Genomic DNA, 22,370 nt, shown 5'->3' with positions numbered 1-22,370 from the left:
AGGCAAGGAGAGATGTTGATGCGGTACCCCTCAAGATTGAATCACCTGACATTGGCTTTATTGGCCATCAGTAGTCCGCAGGTTGGATTTGCTGCTGATTCAGAAAGCAATGCAAAGGGCACTGTACAGCTGCAGGATGCTTATGTACTGGGTACTGCCGAAGAGGAGCTGAAACAGGCTCCGGGTGTTTCGATCATCACTGCTGAAGACATCAAGAAGCGCCCGCCGGTCAACGATCTCTCCGATATCATCCGCAAGATGCCAGGGGTCAACCTGACCGGCAATAGCGCGACTGGCCAGTATGGCAATAACCGTCAGATTGACATTCGTGGCATGGGGCCGGAAAACACTCTGATCCTGATTGACGGCAAGCCTGTCAGCTCACGTAACTCGGTGCGCATGGGGCGTAGCGGCGAGCGCAATACCCGTGGCGACAGCAACTGGGTTCCTGCTTCAGCGGTCGAGCGCATCGAGGTGCTGCGCGGGCCGGCAGCGGCGCGTTACGGTTCTGGTGCGGCGGGTGGCGTGGTCAATATCATCACCAAAGCCCCAACGCTGGAGCACAGCGGCCAGGTAACGGCCTACACCAACTTGCCCGAGAACGATGCCGAGGGGATGACCAAACGCATCAACTTCAATATGGCCGGGCCTATAGTCGAAGCCTTGTCATATCGCCTGTATGGCAACTTCAACAAGACAGATGCCGATGATCTGTCGCTCAATGAAGAGTACGCCGCCAGTCCAACCGCAACGCCGCCAGCCGGTCGCGAAGGGGTACGCAATAAAGATGTGAATGGCCTGCTGCGCTGGGATCTGGACCCACAACAAGTGCTCGAATTTGAAGGCGGGTTTAGCCGTCAGGGCAATATCTATGCCGGTGACCGGGCTGTCAGCATCAATGGTACCGAGTTGATCAGCCAGCTTGCCGGTGACGGCAAGGAAACCAACGTCATGTACCGCGAAACCGCATCGGTCACCCACCGAGGCGATTGGGACTTCGGGACATCGCAAGTGGTGGCTTCCTACGAGAACACCCGCAATCGCCGCCTCAATGAAGGCCTGGCCGGTGGTCCAGAAGGCAGTATCTCCTCCTCTGACGACCGCTCGACATCCGAACTTAAAGCCTATCGCCTGGCGGGCGAGGTGAATATGCCGCTGCAAATCGGCCGACCGCAGGTACTGACTCTGGGCACGGAGCTTACCCGCGACGAATTGGATGATCCCTATTCGATGACCCAAAGCACCAGCAGTGGCGGTGCTGTGCCGGGTACCGACACAGGTGTGCGCTCGGGCAAGGCCGATGCCGACAATTATGCAGTGTTTGCCGAAGACAATATCGAGCTGACCGATGCCTGGATTTTGACTCCAGGCCTGCGCTTTGATCATCACAGCCAGTTCGGCGGTAAATGGAGCCCAAGCCTCAACACCACCTACAAAATTACCGATGCCATATCGCTGAAAGGGGGCGTCGCCAAGGCGTTCAAGGCACCCAACCTGTATCAGTCCAACACCAATTACCTCTACTACACCCGTGGCAACGGTTGCCCGGTTGATGCCCCGAGCCTGGGCGCTGGTTGCTATATACAGGGCAACGACGACCTGGATGCCGAAACCAGCATCAATAAGGAAATTGGCATCGTCTATGACAAGGCGGGCTGGAACGCCGGGATTACCTATTTCCACAACGACTACAAAGACAAGATCACCTCAGGTCTTGACCAGGTTGCACAAACCACCAGCAATGGCCGGGTTTTCCAATGGGAAAATGCCCCCAAGGCGGTGGTTGCCGGTTGGGAAGGCAGTTTGAATATCCCGCTGCTGGGTAATGAAGGCGAAATCCTCAGTTGGAACAACAACTTCACCTACATGATTGAAAACACCAATAAATCGACCAACGAACCCTTGTCGATTATTCCCGAATACACCATCAACTCGATGCTCGATTGGGCGGTCACCGACAGCCTGGATCTGTCCTTCAATATGAGTCATTACGGCAAACAGGAGCCGCGCAAACTGACCTCCACAGGTGCGCAAGCCACTGGCGATGAGCTGAGAACCCGTGGCAGCTACAGCGTATTTGGCCTGACCGGCAACTATGAGCTGGACGAAACCTGGAGTTTCTCCACCGGCATAAACAACCTGTTCGACAAAGAGCTCAAGCGCGAGGCCAACTCCGGCGGTGAGGGTGCCAATACCTACAACGAACCGGGCCGTTCTTACTTCGCTTCGGTGACGGCGAACTTCTGATTTCGATACTCCTTTGGCTGTCTTAACAAGCGGCTTTCACTCCGCCAGTGTCCCTGGCGGAGTTCTTTGCTTTGCGCGAGGACCTGGCTGTAATGAAATATCTGTTGCTGTTGTTATCCCTTCTGCCCTGGATGGCGCAGGCCAAACCCGATTTGGCCCGCGTTATGGGCGAGACCCTGATTGAGCGGGGTTCGGATTTTTACACCTTTGAACATTTCGACCTGCCTTCCGCAGATGGCCAGCGCCACTACCGGGTCTATCTGGCAATCCCCAAGCAAGCAGCGCCAACTTCGGGTTACCCGGTGTTGTATATGCTCGACGGCAACGCCGCAATGGCAGCCCTCGAGGATCAGTGGTTTCGCGCTTTGCCTGAGACGCCGTTGTTGGTCATGGTTGGCTATGCCGGCGAGCGGGTGATCAATGCGCCAGCGCGTACGCTCGACTATACCCCCGCGCCACAAGCAGGCCAGCCCCTGTTTTTTCAGGGGCGCATGGCAGGCGGGGCATCTGCATTTCTGCAACTGATCGAAACCCAGATCAAGCCGCATGTAGAGACCAAATATCAACTGGATAACCAGCGGCAAAGTATTTGGGGGCACTCGTTTGGTGGTTTGTTCGTGCTCAACACCCTGTTTACCAAGCCACAGAGTTTTAATCGTTACATCGCCGCCAGTCCGTCGCTGTGGTGGCAGTCGGGCTTGATTATGGAAATTGAAAAACAGCTGCCTGCTGATGTTCAAGCGCAACTGCTGATCCTGCATGGCGAGCTGGAAGGGCAGGCACACAAGGGCCGGGAAGTGCCCAAGGAGCGCGCGGCGGCGATGCGCGCAGTGGGGGCTGATGCAGTGCCCAAAATGCTCAAGCGCTTAGCAGCCTTCCCGGGCTTGCAGCTTGGTTACCAACAACTGCCCGGGCTAGGCCATGGCCCGATGCTGCCCGCGTCGATTCCATGGGCGTTGAAGGTCGCAACGGAGCCCCTTGCACAATGAAAACTCAAGTATTTAGCTGGTCTGTGCTGTCACGGATCATCGCTGCGATATTCGCCGGCTACCTGTTTACCTACGCAGTCACCGCCGCATTGGCGCAGTTGCTACCCGGCGAGCCGCGTGCGGCAATGACAATCGCAACCTGGCCAGCCTTTGTGGTTTACCCATTGGTGATTCTCTGGGCCTTCGCCTGCGCGCGAGTGCGGCTGGTGTGGAGCGGTCTATTAGTGGCCAGCGCTGCACTGCTGATGATTGGGTTCTGGCCGCAACTGATGAGGGCCTGGTGATGAAGACTCAATCGCTCACGCAATCCATGTCGTGGCTGCATACCTGGGTTGGGCTGGTATTTGGCTGGTTGTTGTTCGCTATTTTCCTCACCGGGACCTTGGCTGTATTCGACAAGGAAATCGATGTCTGGATGCGTCCTGAGGCGCCCGCGCATAAAGTCGATCAAACCCAGGCGGCGCAGCGAGCCATGGCCTACCTGCAGGCCAGATATGGAGATGCCTCGGCCTGGAATATCGGCTTGCCTACCGAGCGCTCACCCGACCTTACGATCTCTTCTGGCGAGCAGCGCAGAGGCGGGCCACGGCAATATCTGGATCCGGCAACAGGTGAGCCGGTGGCCGTGCGTGACACGGCCGGTGGCGGACACTTTTTCCGCTTCCACTTCACCCTCAATATGCCACGCAATATTGGGATCTGGCTGGTGGGCTTTGCCGCCATTGGTATTTTGGTTGCGCTGTTTAGTAGCCTGATCATCCATAAAAAGTTCTTCAAAGAATTTTTCACGTTCCGGCCGGGTAAAGGTCAGCGTTCATGGTTGGATGCGCATAACGCCACTGGCGTGCTGGTGTTGCCGTTTCACTTGATGATCACTTACACCGGGCTGGTGATTTTCTCGCTTATTTATATGCCTGCCGCAGTTGATGCCCTGTTCGATGGCGATCGTCAGGCTGCTTTTGGTCGCGGTCAGCATGAGCACAGGGGGGTCGCAGATGTGGCTGCCGTCACGCCTGCCCAGTTGACCGCGATCGGCCCGGTATTGGCCGAGGCAGAGCGGGTGATGGGTGAAATCGGTTCGCTGTCTGTCAGCAACCCTGGGCGTAGCGATGCCAGGATTGAAGCGCGGCCGGTGCTGGGCAATAGAATCGAGCTGACCAAGGGCAAGAGCATGGTCTTCGATGGCGTGAGCGGCGCGGTTATGAGGCAGCCGGAATCTAACAGTGGCGCCATTTTGAGCCAGAGGGTGATCGCTGGTTTGCATTTTGCTCAGTTCGGCGGCTACCCGATGCGCTGGCTGTACTTTCTTTGCAGTTTTGCCAGCTGCGCAATGATTGCCACCGGCCTGGTTTTGTTTACCGTCAAGCGTCGGCGCCGCCATGATGCCGAAGGCCCCATTGCAGCCAGGCTCTATCACGTTGCGGAGCGGCTGAATGTGGCTGTTATCGCGGGCTTGGGTCTTGCCTGTGTGGGCTACCTTTGGGCAAATCGCTTGCTGCCAGTCGAGCTTTCAGGACGTGGCGGTGTGGAGGTGAGGGTGTTCTTTGTCATTTGGCTGTTGAGCCTGGTGCATGCCTGTTGCCGTCCGTATATCCAGGCGTGGCGCGAGCAGTTGGGTCTGGCTGCATTAATGTGCTTGCTCTTGCCGCTGCTCAGCAGCATGACCCTGGAAAACCCCTGGGCAGAATCTATCCGACTTTACGTTGAACTCACGGCCATAGCCTGCGGTGCCTTGTTGGCCTTTTGTGCCTGGCGTACAGGCCAGTCGAAAGCTCGGGTTGCGTCGCGTCGTCAATCCCAAACCGTGGCACAGGTGCAATAAAATGCTGATCAATTTCTTTGCCGGTCTGCTTCTGGTGTATTGCGCCATGTCGGCCCTTTGCATGGGGCTACCAAGGCACTATAAAAATGTCTGGAAGCATGAGCCTCAATCCTATTTCTGTCGGACTTTGCGAGTTGCCGGTTGGCTGCTGCTTGGCGCGGGCTTTATGGCCTGTGTATCAAGCTGGGGCTGGGCAATGGGGCCCATTGGCTGGCTGGGGCAGGTCAGCCTGGCAGGTTTATTGTTGGTGATGAGCCTTCCGTACAGGCCACGACTGGCGCTGCTATTACCAGTGATTGGCGCACCGGTTTGGATGCTTGCCTGGGCCTTGCTGGCTTGAGCCCCTGGCGACAGTCTGCCGGCCAAGTGCCGGCTCATTTGTAGCGCTCTAGAACGGGTCCTGAACTGCAGATTTGGCAGTGCTTGGCACAAACTGCAACAGACCTTGAGTAAATAGCTGGTAAAGAGGCTTTGCTTAGGCCCTAAGAGTGCTTATCGTTCAGCTTCCCCAAGGAAGTGATCTGAGACATGCCTGATTCAAACAACACCCTGACCCCCGCAAAAGCCTCCCGCCAATGGTTGATCGGCCTGGTTCTCTTGGTAGTAATCGCCGCCATGGTCTGGTTTTTCTGGCCAGCGAAACCAGAAAACGTCGGTAACCAGCGCTTTGGTGACATGGGCCCGGTTCCAGTGCGAGTGGCCGAGGTTGAGGCGGCAGATTTTCCCATCGAATTGAAAGCCCTCGGCACGGTGACCGCCTATAACACCGTCAATGTGCGTGGCCGCGTTGATGGTGAGTTGATGAAGCTGATGTTTACCGATGGCCAGCGGGTCAAGGCAGGGGATTTATTGGCCGTGATTGATCCGCGGCCGTATCAGGTTGCCTTGCAACAGGCCCAGGGTGCGTTGTTGGAGAATCAGGCACAGTTGAAAAACGCCGAGATCGACCTGGCGCGCTACAAAGGGCTGTATGCCGAGGATTCGATTGCCAAGCAGACCCTCGACACCCAACTGGCCTTGGTCAATCAGTATCGCGGCACGGTCAAGTCCAATCAGGCCGCCGTTGCTGAAGCCAAGCTCAATCTGGATTTCACTCAGGTGCGTGCGCCCATCAGTGGTCGCCTGGGCCTGCGCCAGGTCGATATCGGTAATCTGGTGAGTTCGGGTGATGAATTGCCGCTGGTGGTGATTACCGAAACCACGCCCATTGCGGTGATGTTCACCTTGCCAGAGGCCGAGCTGCCCGCAGTATTGAAGCACTATCGCGCGGGTGAAACCCTTCAAGTCGAGGCCTGGGATCGCAGTGAGAAGAATCGCTTGGCCGAAGGCCAACTTGAAACCCTGGACAACCTGATCGATACCGCCACCGGCACGGTCAAGCTCAAGGCCCGCTTTGCCAACGCCGACGAAATGCTTTATCCCAATCAGTTCGTCAATGTGCGCCTGCGCGTCGAAACCCGGACAAACGTCGATGTCATTCCAGCTGCGGCGTTGCAGTTCGGTTCCAATGGCCCCTTTGTGTATATCGTCGACAAAGAAGACAAGATCAGCATCCGCCCGGTGGAGGTTGGCCCAAGTAATGGCGAGACGACCCTGATCGAGAAGGGCGTCAGCGTCGGTGAACGCGTGGTGCTTGAAGGCACCGACCGTTTGCGCGACGGCAACAAGGTCGAGGTGCTGGGTACAGGCTTCGCCCCTGAGCCAGAGTCTGCACCGGTGCCGCTAGCCACCGAAACTGATGGTCAGTCGAAGCGCAAAGCATGAATGTTTCTCGCCTGTTCATCCTGCGCCCGGTCGCGACAACGCTGATCATGGTGGCGATTTTCCTGAGTGGGATCATCGCTTATCGTTTGCTGCCGGTCTCCGCCTTGCCCGAGGTGGATTACCCGACTATCAGGGTCATGACTCTTTATCCAGGGGCCAGCCCCGATGTAATGACCAGCGCGGTAACCGCACCTTTGGAGCGTCAGTTCGGGCAGATGGCCGGCCTAAAACAGATGTCGTCGACCAGCTCGGGCGGTGCGTCGGTCATCACCTTGCGCTTTAACCTTGAGATCGAGCTTGATGTTGCCGAGCAGGAAGTCCAGGCGGCGATCAACGGCGCGACCAACCTGCTGCCCAATGATTTGCCCGCACCGCCGGTGTACAGCAAGGTCAATCCGGCCGATACACCGGTGATGACCCTGGCGGTGAGTTCGAAAACCCTGCCGCTTCCTGAAATCAATGACCTGGTAGATACCCGCCTGGCGCAAAAACTGGCGCAAACCAGTGGCGTCGGCCTGGTCTCGTTGGCCGGTGGCCAACGCCCAGCCGTGCGCATCCGGGTCAATCCCGAGGCGCTGGCTGCCTACGGCTTGAACCTGGCGGATATTCGTACGCTGATAACCGCCAGCAACGTCAACCAGCCCAAGGGCAACTTCGATGGCCCGACGCGTGTCTCGCAGCTCGATGCCAACGACCAGTTGGTATCGGTGGACCAATACCGCCAGTTGATTATTAACTACAGCCAAGGTGCAACCTTGCGCCTGAAGGACGTTGCCACCATTGTCGATGGCGCTGAAAACCAGCGACTTGCCGCCTGGGCCAACCTCAATAAAACCATCCTGGTCAACGTTCAACGCCAGCCGGGTGCCAATGTGATCGATGTGGTCGATCGCATCCAGACCCTGCTGCCCAACCTCACTGAAGGCTTGCCTGCCAGCGTTGATGTAAAGGTACTTACCGATCGCACGCAAACCATTCGCGCCGCGGTCAGCGATGTGCAGCACGAAATGATGATGGCAATCGCCCTGGTGGTGTTGGTTACGTTCCTGTTCCTGCGCCGGCTGTCGGCGACCATCATTCCTTCTATCGTGGTGCCGCTGTCGCTGATTGGCAGCTTCGGCATCATGTATCTGGCGGGTTTTACCATCAACAACCTGACATTGATGGCGTTGACCATTGCCACCGGCTTCGTGGTCGATGACGCCATTGTCATGCTGGAGAATATTGCGCGGCACATTGAAGAGGGCGAGACACCCTTCAATGCCGCACTCAAAGGCGCCAAGCAGATTGGTTTTACCCTGGTTTCGCTGACCATTTCGCTGATTGCGGTATTGATCCCGCTGCTATTCATGGCCGATGTGGTGGGGCGCTTGTTCCGTGAGTTTGCCATCACCCTGGCCGTGGCGATTCTGATCTCGCTGGTGATTTCCCTGACCCTCACGCCGATGATGTGTGCGCGCCTGCTCAAGCGTGAGCCAAAACCCGAGGAGCAATCCGGCTTCTACAAGGCCAGCGGCGCCTGGATTGATCGGCTTATCCATCATTACGGGATCTGGTTGCAATGGGTGCTCAAGCGCCAGCCACTGACCTTGTTGGTCGCCATTGGTACATTGGCGCTGACCGTGGTCCTGTACCTGGCTGTGCCCAAGGGCTTCTTCCCGGTGCAGGATACCGGCGTGATCCAGGGCATTTCCGAGGCGCCGCAGTCGATCTCCTTCAGCGCCATGAGCGAACGCCAGCAACGGCTCGCCGAAGTGGTGCTCAAGGACCCTGCAGTGAGTAGCCTGTCGTCCTATATCGGTGTCGATGGCGATAACCCGACGCTCAACAGCGGGCGCATGCTGATCAACCTCAAGCCACACAGCGAGCGGGATGTGACCGCCAGCGAAGTGATTGATCGCTTACGCCCAGAGCTGGCCAAGCTCAGCGGTATCCAGCTGTACTTGCAGCCGGTGCAGGACTTGTCGATCGAAGACCGCGTCAGCCGCACGCAATACCAGTTCAGCATGGAGTCGCCTGACCTCCAACTGCTTGAAGAGTGGGTGCCTAAACTGGTGAGCCGCCTGCAGCAACAGCCCGAGTTGACCGATGTTGCCAGCGATCTGCAAAACCGTGGCTTGCAGGTTTACCTGGACATCGACCGCGATATTGCCGGGCGCCTCGGGGTCAAGGTCGCCGACATTGATGATGCCTTGTACGACGCATTTGGCCAGCGCCAGATTTCGACCATCTATACCCAGGCCAACCAATACCGCGTGGTCCTGGAGAGCCAGAATGCGGGCAGCATTGGCCCGGCAGCGCTGCGCCAGATCCACGTTGCCACCGCTGAAGGCAAACAAGTCCCGCTGTCCGATCTTGCCCATGTGGAGCAGCGTGCTGCGAGTTTGCTGATAAACCATATCGGCCAGTTTCCAGCGGCGACCTTGTCATTCAACCTCGCATCCGGCGTTGCCTTGGGCGATGCGGTGGATGTGATTCAACAAGCGCAACAGGACATCGGCTTGCCTGCCGGTATCCAGACCGAGTTCCAGGGCGCCGCCCAGGCGTTCCGTGCGTCGCTGTCGAGCACCTTGCTGCTGATCCTGGCGGCAGTTGTGACCATGTACATCGTCCTTGGCGTACTGTACGAGAGCTATATTCACCCGATCACCATTCTCTCGACCTTGCCGTCGGCGGGGGTAGGCGCCTTGCTGGCCTTGTTGCTGACCGGCAATGACCTGGGGCTGATTGCAATCATCGGCATCATCCTGTTGATTGGTATCGTCAAGAAAAACGCAATCATGATGATCGACTTTGCCCTCGACGCTGAGCGCAACCAGGGCATGGCGCCAGAGGCGGCCATTTATCAAGCGGCGTTGTTGCGTTTCCGGCCCATCCTGATGACCACGCTGGCTGCGCTCTTTGGCGCTGTGCCACTGATGCTGGCGACAGGTTCCGGCGCAGAGTTGCGCCAGCCGCTGGGCCTGGTCATGGTTGGTGGCCTGTTGGTCAGCCAGTTATTGACCTTGTTTACCACGCCGGTGATCTACCTGTACTTCGACCGCCTGGCCCGTCGTGCAACCGGGCGTAGCGCTGCAGGGATTCTGGTCAAGCCATGAACCTTTCAGCGCCTTTTATCCGTCGTCCGGTGGCAACGCTGCTCCTGAGCCTGGCGGTGATCCTGCTCGGTGCGGTCAGCTATGGATTGCTGGCCGTATCGCCATTGCCGGATATGGATTTCCCGGTAATCACGGTCGACGCCACATTGCCAGGCGCCAGCCCGCAGATCATGGCATCGAGCGTGGCCACGCCACTCGAGCGCTCGCTGGGTACCATCGCCGGCATCAGCCAGATGAACAGCCGCAGCAGCCAGGGCAGCACGCGCATCATGATCGAGTTCGAGCTTGACCGTGATATCAATGCCGCTGCACGTGAAGTCCAGGCCGCGATCAATGCCTCCCGCGACTTGCTGCCCAGTGGCATGCGCAGCATGCCGACCTATCGCAAGATCAACCCCTCGCAAGCGCCGGTCATGGTGCTTGCGCTGTCATCCGATGTGTTGACCAAGGGTGAACTCTACGATGTGGCTTCATCGGTCATTGCGCAAAAACTGTCGCAGGTCACCGGTGTCGGTGAAGTGCAGATTGGCGGCAGCTCACTGCCTGCCGTGCGGGTCTCCTTGCAGCCGCGCATGCTGGATCAATACGGCATCGCCCTGGATGATGTGCGCCAGGCCATCACCAATGCCAACGCCAAACGGCCCAAGGGTGCGGTCGAAGATGCCAGCAATCACTGGCAGATCCAGGCCAGTGATCAATTGGAGAAGGCCGCCGACTACAAACCGATGATCATTCGTTACCAGGATGGTTCAGTGGTGCGCCTGAGTGATATCGCCAAGGTCACCGATGGCGTCGAGGATCGCTACAACAGCGGGTTCTATAACGACCAAAGCGCTGTATTGGTGGTGGTCAACCGCCAGACCGGGGCCAATATCATCGAAACCATTGCCAGTATTCGCGAGCAGTTGCCAGCGCTACGCGCGGTGATTCCGGCAACCGTTGATCTGCAGGTGGCAATGGACCGTTCACCGGTCATTCGCGCCACCTTGCACGAAGCCGAGCGTACCTTGTTGATCGCCGTGGCCTTGGTCATTTTGGTGGTCTATGGCTTTCTGGGTCGCTGGCGTGCCTCGATGATCCCGGCGCTGGCGGTGCCCGTGTCGCTGGTCGGCACATTTGCCGCCATGTACCTGCTCGGGTTCTCCCTGAATAACCTGTCACTGATGGCCTTGATTCTGGCCACGGGCCTGGTGGTCGACGATGCAATCGTGGTGCTGGAGAATATCTCCCGGCATATCGAGGCTGGCGAAACACCCATGGCTGCATCATTCAAGGGGGCCAAGGAAGTTGGCTTCACCTTGCTGGCGATGAACCTGTCGCTGGTGGCGGTATTTGTCTCGATTCTATTCATGGGCGGCCTGGTCGAGAGCCTGTTCCGTGAGTTTTCGATCACCTTGGCGGTGTCGATCATTATCTCCTTGCTGGTGTCCTTGACGCTGACGCCGATGCTTTGCGCACGTTGGCTCAAGGCCGAAGATCAACTGCGCCCCCATGGCCGCTTGCAGCAACAACTGGAACGCTTTGGCGCGATGATTTTGCGCGGCTACAAACGCAGCCTGGACTGGGCTCTGCGTCACTCACTGCTGATGCTGCTGAGTTTGTTCGCCACCATCGCCTTGAATATCGTGCTCTTTATCATAGTGCCCAAGACCTTCTTGCCCCAGCAGGACACTGGCCAGTTGATTGGCTTTGTACGCGGCGACGATGGTTTGTCCTTCCAGGTGATGCAGCCCAAAATGGAAACCTACCGCCGGGCACTGCTCAAGGATCCAGCGGTCGATAGCGTTGCCGGTTTCGTAGGCGGAGCAGGGGGGATCAATAATGCCTTTATCATCGTGCGTCTCAAACCCATAACCGAGCGCAAGATTTCTGCCCAGGATGTGATTAACCGCCTGCGCAAGGAAGTGCCCAAGGTCGCCGGTGGCCGGCTGTTCCTGATGCCGGACCAAGACCTGCAAATCGGTGGCAGGCAAGGGCGCAGCTCGGATAATGAATACATGCTGCTGTCGGGTGACCTGGACCAACTGCGCGAGTGGATGCCCAAGGTGCGCGAGGCGCTGCGTGCTTTGCCCGAGCTGACCGATATCGACGCCAAGGAAAACGAAGGCGCGCAACAGATCAGCCTGCAGGTCGATCGCGACATGGCCAAGCGCTTTGGCGTGGACATGGCAATGGTGACCAGCGTGCTTAACAACGCCTACAGCCAGCGCCAGGTATCGACCATCTACGACACGCTCAACCAATACAGCGTGGTCATGGAGGTCGATAAAAAATACGCCGAGCATCCTGAGTCGCTGGACCAGATCAAGCTGATTACTGCCAATGGTGATCGGGTGCCGCTGTCGACCTTTGCCCATTGGGGACGCAGCCTTGAAGAAGATCGGGTTAACCACCAGGGGCAATTTGCCTCGGAGAATATCGGTTTCTCGTTGGCAGAAGGTGTCAGCCTCGACCAGGCCACCAAGGCGATAGATAACGCGGTGGCCAGACTCAACCTGCCCACTGAAGTGCAGGGCATGATGAGCGGCACAGGCGCCGCCTTCCAGAAAACCCAGGACAATCAACCCCTGATGATCCTGCTGGCCCTGGTGGTGGTGTATATCGTCCTGGGCGTGCTTTACGAAAGTTATGTGCATCCCTTTACCATTCTTTCCACCTTGCCCTCGGCCGGGGTGGGCGCACTGTTGGCACTGGAGTTGCTCAATACCGAGTTCAGCCTGATCTCCTTGCTGGGCTTGTTCCTGCTGATCGGGGTGGTGAAGAAAAACGCGATCCTGATGATCGACCTGGCCTTGCAGCTTGAGCGCCAGCAGAGCATGAGTCCTTTCGAGTCGATCCGCCAAGCCTGCCTGCTGCGTTTCCGGCCGATCATGATGACCACGCTTGCGGCCATCCTTGGCGCACTGCCACTGGTACTGAGCAGCGCCGAAGGCTCGGAAATGCGCAAGCCTTTGGGCATTACCATTGTCGGCGGCTTGATCCTGAGCCAGTTGCTGACCCTCTACACCACACCGGTTATCTACCTTTATTTCGACCGCCTGCGCCACCGGGTAAACCGCTGGCGTGGCGTGCGCACCGATGCAGCCCTGGATACACCATTATGATTACTGCAAACCTTGCAAAAGCCCGTGGTACGCGCCTGCTCAGCCTGCTTGCGCTGAGTATCGCCTTGAGTGCCTGTGCGGTCGGCCCGGACTACAAGCGCCCTGAAATCAACACCCCGGCCCAATTCAAGCAAGTAGCCGGCTGGAAAGCCGCCGTGCCCAGCGATGCCCTGGAACGTGGTGCCTGGTGGGAGCTCTACGGTGATGCCGAGTTGAACGATCTGGTCGGACGCCTCAATGTGTCGAACCAGAACCTCGCCGCCGCCGAGGCGCAATACCGTCAGGCCCGGGCACTGGTCAGGGGCGCGCGCGCAGCGTTTTACCCCTCGCTGTCGACCAATGCCGGTGTCACGCGCTCCGGTCAGGGTGGCGGCCAGAACGTGGTTACCACCTCTGACGTGATCTCCAGCGGCGGATCACGCTCGACCATCACCAAGAACTACGACTTGAGCCTCAATGCGTCCTGGGAGCTGGATATCTGGGGCAAGCTGCGCCGTTCGCTGGAGTCGAGCAAGGCAGGTTTCGAAGCCAGTGCCGGTGATCTGGCGGCTGCCAAGCTGAGCTATCAATCCGAGTTGGCCCAGAGCTACCTGCAATTACGCGTGCTCGATGACCAGCAGCGCTTGCTGGACGCTACCGTGGATGCCTATGCCCGTTCGTTGAAGTTGACAGAAAACCAGTACAGGGCCGGTATAGTGCCGAAGTCCGATGTCAGCCAGGCCCGTACTCAATTGAAAAGCACCGAGGCACAGGCAATTGATCTGAAGTGGCAGCGTGCGCAGCTGGAGCATGCCATTGCGGTGCTGGTCGGGGTTTCGCCTGCCGAGTTGAGCATCGCCCCACGTGAGCAACTGCCTCAGCTCCCGCAAATACCTGTGGCCTTGCCTTCGCAGCTGCTTGAGCGCAGGCCTGATATCGCAGCAGCCGAGCGCCGGGTGATTTCCGCCAATGCCGATATCGGCATAGCCGAAGCCGCCTGGTATCCGGACCTGACCATTTCCGCCAGTGGTGGTTATCGGGGCAGCAGTTTTGCGGATTGGATCGAGTTGCCAAACCGTTTCTGGTCCATAGGTCCTAGCCTGGCCATGACCTTGTTCGATGGGGGCGCGCGCAGTGCCGAGGTGGAACGTACCGAAGCGGTCTATGACCAGACTGTCGCACAGTACCGGCAGTCGGTGCTGGATGGTTTCCGTGAGGTTGAAGACTACCTGGTCCAGCTCAGGGTCATGGAGCAGGAGGCGCAGGTTCAGCAACAAGCGGTCGAGTCGGCCCGTGAGTCACTGCGCCTGATTCAGAACCAGTACAAGGCCGGTACCGTTGACTTCAATAGCGTGGTGACAGTCCAGGCAACGGCCCTGAACAACGAGCGTACCGCGCTAACGCTGCTGGGCAACCGTCTGACGGCCAGTGTGCAGTTGATTGCGGCGCTGGGCGGCGGCTGGACAGTCGATCAATTGGTGCCACCCGCCGATCAGGATGACAAACTGGATTAACCACAGGCCCAAGCCAGCATCTGGACCGATGCTGGCTTGGTTCATTGCCTGAGGCTTAGTTACGCGATTTGCGGTTTACCACCTGCGCGGCCTGCATCACGTCGGCACCAATTTCTTTTTCAAACTGCGCCCATACCGGCTTCATTGCATCACGCCAGGCCTGGCGTTGTTGGTCGTCCAGGGTGATGATCTGGCTGGAGCCCGACGCCAGGATGCGGTTGCGGTCTGCCTGGTTGGCTTCCTCGGCCTGGCGATTCACTGAATAAGTGACCTCATCAATAATGCCTTCAAGCACCACACGCGTGGCGTGTGGGATGCTGTACCAGAAGGTCGGATTGCTCACCAGCATGTAGTCGAGCACCCCGTGGTTGGTTTCGGTGATGTAGGGCTGAACGCTGTTGAGCTTTTTGCTGTAGATATTCGACCAGGGGTTTTCAGCACCTTGTACTTCACCCGTTTGCAATGCCTTGAACACCTCGGCGAAGGGCAGTACTTGCGGTGTGGCAGACAACTGGTTGAACTGCGCGCTCAGCACATCCGATGGCTGGATACGAAACTTCAAGCCGCTGGCATCGGCTGGCATATACAAGGCCTTGTTGGCTGATAGCTGTTTCATGCCGTTGTGCCAATAAGCCAGGCCGGTGATGCCCTTATCTTCCATGCTGCGCAGCAGTTGACGACCTTTTGCACGCTTTTGGAAGCGATTGACTGCATCAAGGTCATCAAACAAGAAGGGCAAGTCATAGACCTGTAGCTGTTTGGTGTAGTTACCGAACTTGGCCAGCGAAGGTGCAAGCATCTGTACCTTGCCGTCTTTCAGCGCCTGCATTTCGTCCGCATCGCCAAAGAGTGTCGAGTTCGGGTACACCTCAACCGAGACTTTGCCCGACAAGCGCTCCTCAACCAGTTTTTTGAACAGCAGTGCCCCTTGCCCCTTGGGCGTGTCATCGGCGACGACATGCGAGAACTTTATGACAATCGGGCCATTCTGCTGGGCGCTAATGGCCGGTGTCGAAGTGATCGCCAAGGCACAGGCAGCCACGGCAAACAGTTGCTTAAACATGTGGGAATCCTATTTTTTTTATCAGTGTTGGCGTTGTTGGCATTGTTCCTATCGCAATGCCTGTGCCAATTTCACCGATCGTACCCAGGGCAATGTTCTCTTAAAAAGCACAGTGAACCAGTTCGCAGCCAGTGGCGATATATCGCCATCTGTGCCTGAAACATCAGCGGATTATTGCCGGTTTTGGGTTGGCAATGGCTTTGTAGCCAATCTTTAGTTAGGTCAAGTCCAGATGATTGGTCAGTCGCGTCCCTGAATTCACGGCTATACAGAAGTAAGTCGTGGATTTTGCATGGTGTGGGTTTCAGACCGGCAGTGGCGCGCTGGCGAACCATTATCTAGAGAGAATAATTATGACAAGAGTTGCGATAGTCACAGGCGCCTCCAGGGGCATTGGCGCTGCCATTGCCAAACGCCTGGCCAAGGACGGTATCAGCGTGGTGGTCAACTACGCCTCTAACCCTGCCGATGCCGAAAACGTGGTCCGCGAGATCATGGCTGCAGGTGGAAAAGCCTACGCGGTGTTGGCCGACATTGCCGACCCGGTAGCGGTCGAAGCCTTATTTGATCAAACCGAGATGGCTTTCGGCGGCATCGATATTCTGGTCAACAACGCCGGAGTCATCCAGCCCGGCATGGTGGCGTTGAAAGACACCGACGATGAGCTGTACCAGCGAATCTTTTCCATCAACACCCAGGGTACGTTCAACACCTTGCGCCTTGCCGCCACGCGCTTGCGTGAGGGTGGCCGCATCGTCAACTTCTCAACCAGCGTGATTGGCATGGCGTTGCCTGGTTACTCGGTGTATGCCGCTTCCAAGGCTGCGGTTGAAGTCTTCACTCAAATATTTTCCCGTGAATTGCGCGGTCGCCGTATCAGTGTCAACGCCATTGCCCCTGGGCCGACCGCAACCAGTTTGTTCTTCAACGGCAAGAGTGATGAGCTGATCGAAAAGCTGACCTTGCAACCACCCTTGGAGCGCCTTGGGACACCGGATGATATTGCCGCAGCAGTGGCGTTTCTGGTCAGCGAGGAGGGGGCCTGGGTCAACGGCCAGACCCTGAGGGTCAACGGCGGTATCGCCTGAGGTTCGTACCTGGTGTTCTAGTGGGCCGGTCGTTGGCGGACGCTGTATTTGCTGAGCAGGAGACTCAGGACAATCCCGCTACAAATAGCCATCAGTGGCAGGGTTGTCGCCAGGTGCAGCGTGGGAAATACCAACAGGATTTGCGAGTCGTTACCGCCCAACATCATGGATGCGCCAACCCCCATCAGGGTTCCGGCACAGAGGTAGCGGCTCGAGTCGAGCAGGTTGACCGGCCGGTAGTCGAAGGTTCTACGGTAAATGGTGAAGCAGTACATGCCCAGCACGAGCATGGCGAAGATACCAAGCCTGGTCGGGTGAATGTGCCATTGCTGTATCCACACCGCCTTGGATAAATCGTAGAACAGCAGGCTCGGCGTCCATTGCGGCTCGAAGGTGTACAAGGCGCTGGTGAGCAAGCCAAGCAAGATGCTCAAGCTGACGTAGTGCTTCTCGCGCTGATAACGCACAAGCACCAGCAGGCTGGCGATCACCAATCCAATGGCCAGCAGGTAGTTGACGCTTGAAGGCGAGGGCGCAAGGGTTTTCTTTTCGGTCATATCCATATTCAGGTGGTGCCAGAGGACTATGCCGACAACCCAGCCGATAATGGTGAATGCCTTGCTCAGGTCGCCCCGCGCCAGTTTGGTCAGGGTGCCTACACTGCAACCGTTATTGAGTACCGAACTGACCCCGAATAAAAAGCCACCCAGGATAATGTGATGATAAGGGGCTATTGGCTGATAGAAGGGTTGTGACACGCCAAGCTGCTGGTAAAGCGGCGTCAATAGAAGGCCGAACAGGCCACAGGAGGCAAGCGCCACGAACAGGGTGGGCCGCTTATTCAGGGCCAGGGTGATGGCAGCCACCAGGCACAAACCCATACGCTGCGAGACCCAGCCGATTAAAAATGCCAGGGTAAGGGGGATTAGCACTGCAACCTCGTTGTCCAATTCGCGCTTGTGATGCCGCCGCGCGGGATTAGCTATAGAGTGTTGCACAAGCCACTTCGTTACGCTTGAGCATGCAAATTAAAATACAGCCAGCCCACGACCTGTCCTGGCCTGCGCATAAACAGGCCAAAAAAAGCCCCGCGACGTTGGTCGTGCGGGGCTTTGACATTGCCTAGCTGCTTAACTGTTCGGCTGCCAGCCACCGCCCAGGGTCTTGTAGATTGCAACTATGCCGCTGTACAACTCGACTTCAGCCAGTGCCTGGCTGTCTTCGGCGGCAAGGCGCTCTCGTTCGGCATCGAGCAACACCAAAAAATCCACAGTGCCTTCGCGGTAACGCACGGCCGCTTGCGCGGCAGCAGCACGACTGGCTTCTGACTGTCGGATCAGTGCCAGCAAGCGCTGTTGGCGCTTGGCATAATCGCTAAAGGCATTCTCGGACTCCTCCAGGGCCAACAAGACCTGCTGCTCGTATTGCGCCAGTGCGCCTTCGGCCTCTGCATCGGCCCCGCGAATCCGTGCCTTGACACTACCAAGATCGAACGCCGCCCAGGTGATGTTTGGCGATACTCCCCAGGCTCGCGCTGCCGAAGAGCCAATCTGCGAACCGCGCCCGGCGGTAAAACCAAGGAAACCACTGAGGCTTACGCGGGGAAACAGGTCTGCGGTGGCCACGCCAATATTCGCGGTAGCCGCAGCCAGGTTTTGCTCAGCAGCACGAATATCCGGGCGTCGACGCAGCAGCTCTGCCGGATCGCCAATGGGGAGCGCCTTGGCGATTGCCGGGATGGGGTGTGGCGAGAGGTCGATGTCGAGTTGATCCGCTCGCTGGCCGAGCAGGGTTGCAATGCGGTTGCGCGCACGTACTTGCTCTGCCTGCAGTCTCGGCACGCTGGCTTCAACTGCGGCAAGACGTGCGTCGGCGCGCAGTACATCCAGTTCGCTACCAACCCCCGCGTCGCGCAAATCCTCGGTTATGCCCCGCGATTCCTCCTGATTGTGCAAGTTTTCCCGGGCAATCTGCTCGCGCAACTGGGCGCCGCGCAAGCTGCCGTAGGCATCAACCAGCTCGGCAATCAAGCTCACCTGCAACTGATAGTAATCGGCTTCGGCGACTTCGATTTGCGCATCACTGGCCTCAAGTTGGCGCTGGATTCGGCCAAACAGATCAAGCTCCCAGACCATGTCCAGGCCCAGGTCATAACGCTCGGTACTGACTCTATCCTCGGTGATATCCGGCTGTTGTGCCTTGCCTATGTCACTGCTGGCACGGCTGGTGATGGTCGGCAGACGGTCATTGGCAACATCGTCACGAATGGCCCGGGCTGCCTTCAGCCGTGAGAAGGCGACACGCAGCTCACGGTTGTCCTGCAGCGACTGGTTAACCAGTTGGTTCAGGGTTGGGTCATCAAACTGCTGCCACCACAAGGCTTCGAAGTGCCCCTGGTCGTACTTGCCGGCACTTAACTGGGACAACTGCGCCGGGGTGTTTTCAGGCTGCTTGAAGTCTGGGCCCACGGCGCAAGCTGAGACGGCCAGGGCAAGCAGGGCAGGTGCAAATAACTTCAACTTCATACCGCTGCCTCCTGCAGGCGCAGTGCGCGTTTTGCCTGGCGTTTTTCAACAAAACTGCGAATCAGAACATAGAACACCGGGGTCAACAGCAGGCCGAAGAAGGTCACGCCGAGCATGCCGCTGAACACCGCCACCCCCATCGCATGACGCATTTCAGCACCCGCACCAGAGCTGAATACCAGCGGAACCACGCCCATGATGAAGGCAAAGCTGGTCATCAGGATCGGCCGTAGACGCAGGCGGCAGGCTTGCAGCACCGCACTTACGCGATCCATGCCGGCTTCCTGCTGTTCCTTGGCAAACTCAACGATCAGGATCGCGTTTTTACAGGCCAGTCCAACCAGTACAATTAGACCGATCTGGGTGAAGATGTTGTTGTCGCCTCCGGTCAGTATCACCCCGGTAATGGCCGACAACAGGGTCATTGGCACGATCAGGATCACCGCCATCGGCAAACTCCAGCTTTCGTACTGGGCAGCCAGTACCAGGAACGCCAGCAGCACGCAGAGCGGGAATACAAACAGCGCGGTATTACCAGCCAGGATTTGTTGGTAGGTCAGCTCGGTCCATTCATAGCTCATGCCGTTTGGCAGTTGCTCTTTGAGCAGGCGCTCCATCGCAGCCTCGGCTTGGCCTGAGCTGTAGCCGGGCGCTGCGCTACCATTGATTTCGGCGGTAATAAAGCCGTTGTAATGCATCACACGATCGGGGCCGGAGCTGTCTTTGACCTTGATAAAAGTCGACAGGGGCACCATTTCACCGCGATTGTTACGCACCTTGAGCTGACCGATCTGATCGGCATCAACCCGGTATTGCTGATCAGCCTGCACGTTGACCTGGTAAGTACGACCAAAGCGGTTGAAATCGTTGGCATACAGCGAACCCAGGTACACCTGCATGGTGTCAAAGATGTCGCTGATGGCGACGCCGTGGATCTTGGCTTTGTCGCGGTCAATGTCGGCATCAACCTGGGGTACGTTTACCTGGTAGCTGGTGAACAAACCGGCTAGCTCGGGTACATCACGGCTCTTGCTGATGACGTTTTGCACTTGCTTATAGAGTTCGTCATAGCCCTGATTACCTTTGTCTTCGATCTGCACACGGAAGCCGCCAATGGTACCCAGGCCCTGGACTGGCGGTGGTGGGAAAATCGCAATATAGGCATCCTGGATATTGGCGAACTTGGCATTTAGCGCAGCCGCGATCGCTCCCGCTGACAGGTTTGGGTCCTTGCGCTGGTCAAACGACTTGAGCGTGGTGAAAACGATGCCACTGTTCGGGCTGTTGGTGAAACCGTTGATCGACAGGCCAGGGAAGGCAACCGTATTGGCAACCCCTGGGTATTCACTGGCAATCTCCGACATCTGCTTGATAACCGCTTCGGTGCGATCAAGGCTTGCCGCATCCGGCAATTGTGCAAAGGCCACCAGATACTGTTTGTCTTGCGGCGGCACGAAACCGGTCGGTGTGCTGGCGAAACCGAAATAGGTCAGTGCCAACAAGCCGCCGTACACCAGCATCGCAATGCTGCTGCCACGCAGGATGCGGGTAACAGCCCCGACATAGCCATTGCTGGCACGGTCGAACAGGCGATTGAATGGCTTGAATAACCAGCCGCCAAGCAGGCGTTCCAGGACCCGGGAGAAACGGTCCTTGGGTGCGTCATGGCTTTTGAGCAGCGCCGCCGCCAGGGCAGGCGACAGGGTCAGCGAGTTAAAGGCGGAGATGACCGTCGAGATTGCAATGGTCAAGGCAAACTGCTGGTAGAACTGGCCCGTCAAGCCGGAGATAAAGGCCGTCGGTACGAACACCGCACAGAGCACCAAGGCTGTCGCAATGATGGGGCCGGTAACCTCTTTCATCGCTTGCTTGGTTGCCTCGACCGGAGTCTTGCCCAGTCCGATATTACGTTCGACGTTTTCCACCACAACGATGGCGTCGTCGACCACAATACCAATTGCCAGCACCAGGCCGAACAGCGACAAGGCATTGAGCGAGAAGCCAAACAGGTGCATCACCGCGAAGGTGCCGATCAAAGAGACAGGCACAGCCGCCAGCGGAATGATCGATGCGCGCCAGGTTTGCAGGAACAGGATCACCACCAGCACCACCAGCACAATGGCTTCGAGCAGGGTGTGTACCACTGCCTCGATAGAACCGCGCACGAAGATGGTTGGGTCGTAGACAATCTCGTAGTCCATGCCTTGCGGGAAGCTTTTCTTCAGCTCAGCCATGCGTGCACGAACCGAGTCCGAGATGTCGATAGCGTTCGATCCAGGGCGTTGGAACACCGGAATGGCAACCGCGGGCTTGTTGTTCAGCAGCGAGCGCAGGGCGTATTTGCTGGAGCCCAGCTCAACCCGGGCGATGTCCCTGAGGCGTGTGATCTCGCCGTTTTCACCGGCGCGAATGATGATGTTCTCGAACTCCTCCTCAGTCACCAGGCGCCCCTGGGTATTGATCGAGAGCTGGAAGCTGTTATCGCCAGCGGTTGGTGGCGCACCCAGTGAGCCGGCAGCGACCTGGCGATTCTGTTCGCGAATGGCGTTGACCACATCGGTAGCGGTCAGATTACGCGAGGCCACTTTATTGTGATCAAGCCATACCCGTAGTGAATAGTTACCCAGGCCGAAGAGTTGTACATCGCCCACGCCGTCGAGACGGGCCAGTTCATCCTTGACGTTGAGTGCCGCGTAGTTCGACAGATAGAGCATGTCGTAGCGGTTATCCGGGGAGGTCAGGTGAACCACCATGGTCAAATCTGGCGAGGCCTTGTCGACCGTCACCCCAAGACGCTGAACTTCAGTCGGCAAGGTTGGCATGGTCCGGGTGACCCGGTTTTGTACCTGAACCTGGGCGTTATCGAGATCGGTGCCCAAGGCAAAGGTGATGGTCAGCGTCAGTGCGCCGTCGGATGTAGCCTGGGAAGACATGTACAGCATGCCTTCGACACCGGTGATGGCTTGTTCCAGTGGCGAGGCAACGGTTTCGCCAATTACCTTGGGGTTGGCGCCGGGAAAGCTGGTACGCACCACGACCGTTGGCGGCACCACTTCGGGGTATTCGCTGATTGGTAATTGGAAGAGCGAGATAGCACCGGCAATCAATATCAGGAGCGACAGAACCGCTGCAAAAATTGGCCGTTTGATAAAGAACTGGGAGAAATTCATAAACCTT

Annotated in this window: 14 protein-coding genes; 10 read left to right on the top strand and 4 right to left on the bottom strand. The window is 57.6% G+C overall.

The genetic code is table 11. From position 1 onward, the window contains the following. Positions 1-18 precede the first annotated feature (18 nt). From PSES9_RS0120035 to PSES9_RS0119995, 9 genes are all read left to right on the top strand, one after another. Positions 19-2,247 carry a TonB-dependent siderophore receptor gene (locus tag PSES9_RS0120035; RefSeq protein ID WP_010489974.1) on the top strand — a complete coding sequence of 743 codons (2,229 nt, stop codon included), beginning with the start codon at positions 19-21 and terminating at the stop codon, positions 2,245-2,247. A 92-nt stretch (positions 2,248-2,339) separates the two neighbouring features. Next, positions 2,340-3,236, top strand: a complete 897-nt coding sequence (locus PSES9_RS0120030) for an alpha/beta hydrolase (RefSeq protein WP_010489972.1) — start codon at positions 2,340-2,342, stop codon at positions 3,234-3,236. Further along, complete coding sequence (locus PSES9_RS0120025; RefSeq protein ID WP_010489970.1) at positions 3,233-3,520, top strand: hypothetical protein; 288 nt, start codon at positions 3,233-3,235, stop codon at positions 3,518-3,520. Before PSES9_RS0120030 ends, PSES9_RS0120025 begins: the two co-directional genes overlap by 4 nt. After that, positions 3,520-5,058 (top strand): PepSY-associated TM helix domain-containing protein, encoded by a 1,539-nt coding sequence (locus PSES9_RS0120020; protein ID WP_010489968.1) that lies wholly within the window; start codon positions 3,520-3,522, stop codon positions 5,056-5,058. The genes PSES9_RS0120025 and PSES9_RS0120020 overlap by 1 nt, the downstream gene beginning before the upstream one ends. Position 5,059: 1 nt before the next feature. After that, the gene (locus tag PSES9_RS0120015; protein ID WP_010489967.1) at positions 5,060-5,398 is read left to right on the top strand and encodes a DUF3325 domain-containing protein; all 339 of its coding nucleotides are present in this window, start codon (positions 5,060-5,062) and stop codon (positions 5,396-5,398) included. A gap of 188 nt (positions 5,399-5,586) precedes the next feature. Further along, positions 5,587-6,822 carry an MdtA/MuxA family multidrug efflux RND transporter periplasmic adaptor subunit gene (locus PSES9_RS0120010; protein WP_010489965.1) on the top strand — a complete coding sequence of 412 codons (1,236 nt, stop codon included), beginning with the start codon at positions 5,587-5,589 and terminating at the stop codon, positions 6,820-6,822. Then, on the top strand, positions 6,819-9,920 hold the full coding sequence (locus PSES9_RS0120005) for an MdtB/MuxB family multidrug efflux RND transporter permease subunit (RefSeq protein ID WP_010489963.1): 3,102 nt from the start codon (positions 6,819-6,821) through the stop codon (positions 9,918-9,920). The genes PSES9_RS0120010 and PSES9_RS0120005 overlap by 4 nt, the downstream gene beginning before the upstream one ends. Further along, positions 9,917-13,024 (top strand): efflux RND transporter permease subunit, encoded by a 3,108-nt coding sequence (locus tag PSES9_RS0120000; RefSeq protein ID WP_010489962.1) that lies wholly within the window; start codon positions 9,917-9,919, stop codon positions 13,022-13,024. Before PSES9_RS0120005 ends, PSES9_RS0120000 begins: the two co-directional genes overlap by 4 nt. Next, positions 13,021-14,517: an efflux transporter outer membrane subunit gene (locus tag PSES9_RS0119995; RefSeq protein ID WP_010489961.1), complete on the top strand. Its 1,497-nt coding sequence runs from the start codon at positions 13,021-13,023 to the stop codon at positions 14,515-14,517. Before PSES9_RS0120000 ends, PSES9_RS0119995 begins: the two co-directional genes overlap by 4 nt. Positions 14,518-14,572: 55 nt before the next feature. On the opposite strand, the gene PSES9_RS0119990 is transcribed toward PSES9_RS0119995, so the two are convergent. Continuing rightward, positions 14,573-15,580, bottom strand: a complete 1,008-nt coding sequence (locus tag PSES9_RS0119990) for a TRAP transporter substrate-binding protein (RefSeq protein ID WP_010489960.1) — start codon at positions 15,578-15,580, stop codon at positions 14,573-14,575. Positions 15,581-15,933: 353 nt separating this feature from the next. Here PSES9_RS0119990 and PSES9_RS0119985 point away from each other — a divergent pair, with 353 nt between their 5' ends. Next, a complete protein-coding gene (locus PSES9_RS0119985; RefSeq protein ID WP_010489959.1) occupies positions 15,934-16,668 on the top strand; it encodes an SDR family oxidoreductase in 735 nt (244 codons plus the stop codon). Between the two features lie 17 nt (positions 16,669-16,685). Here the strand turns inward: PSES9_RS0119985 and PSES9_RS0119980 are convergent, their stop codons facing one another. The 3 genes from PSES9_RS0119980 to PSES9_RS0119965 all read right to left on the bottom strand — a co-directional run bounded on the left by PSES9_RS0119980 (position 16,686) and on the right by PSES9_RS0119965 (position 22,363). Next, entirely contained in the window at positions 16,686-17,600 is a 915-nt protein-coding gene (locus tag PSES9_RS0119980) for a YeeE/YedE thiosulfate transporter family protein (protein WP_238530410.1), read from the bottom strand. A 198-nt stretch (positions 17,601-17,798) separates the two neighbouring features. Beyond that, complete coding sequence (locus PSES9_RS0119970) at positions 17,799-19,193, bottom strand: efflux transporter outer membrane subunit (RefSeq protein WP_010489957.1); 1,395 nt, start codon at positions 19,191-19,193, stop codon at positions 17,799-17,801. Then, the gene (locus PSES9_RS0119965) at positions 19,190-22,363 is read right to left on the bottom strand and encodes an efflux RND transporter permease subunit (protein ID WP_010489956.1); all 3,174 of its coding nucleotides are present in this window, start codon (positions 22,361-22,363) and stop codon (positions 19,190-19,192) included. The genes PSES9_RS0119970 and PSES9_RS0119965 overlap by 4 nt, the downstream gene beginning before the upstream one ends. Between the last annotated feature and the right edge of the window lie 7 nt (positions 22,364-22,370).

The sequence above is a fragment of the Pseudomonas sp. S9 genome (assembly GCF_000222125.1).
GTDB classification, from domain to species: Bacteria; Pseudomonadota; Gammaproteobacteria; order Pseudomonadales; family Pseudomonadaceae; genus Aquipseudomonas; species Aquipseudomonas segetis.
Note: the sequence above shows the minus strand (reverse complement) of the source record. Positions and strands in the feature narration are given on the sequence as shown.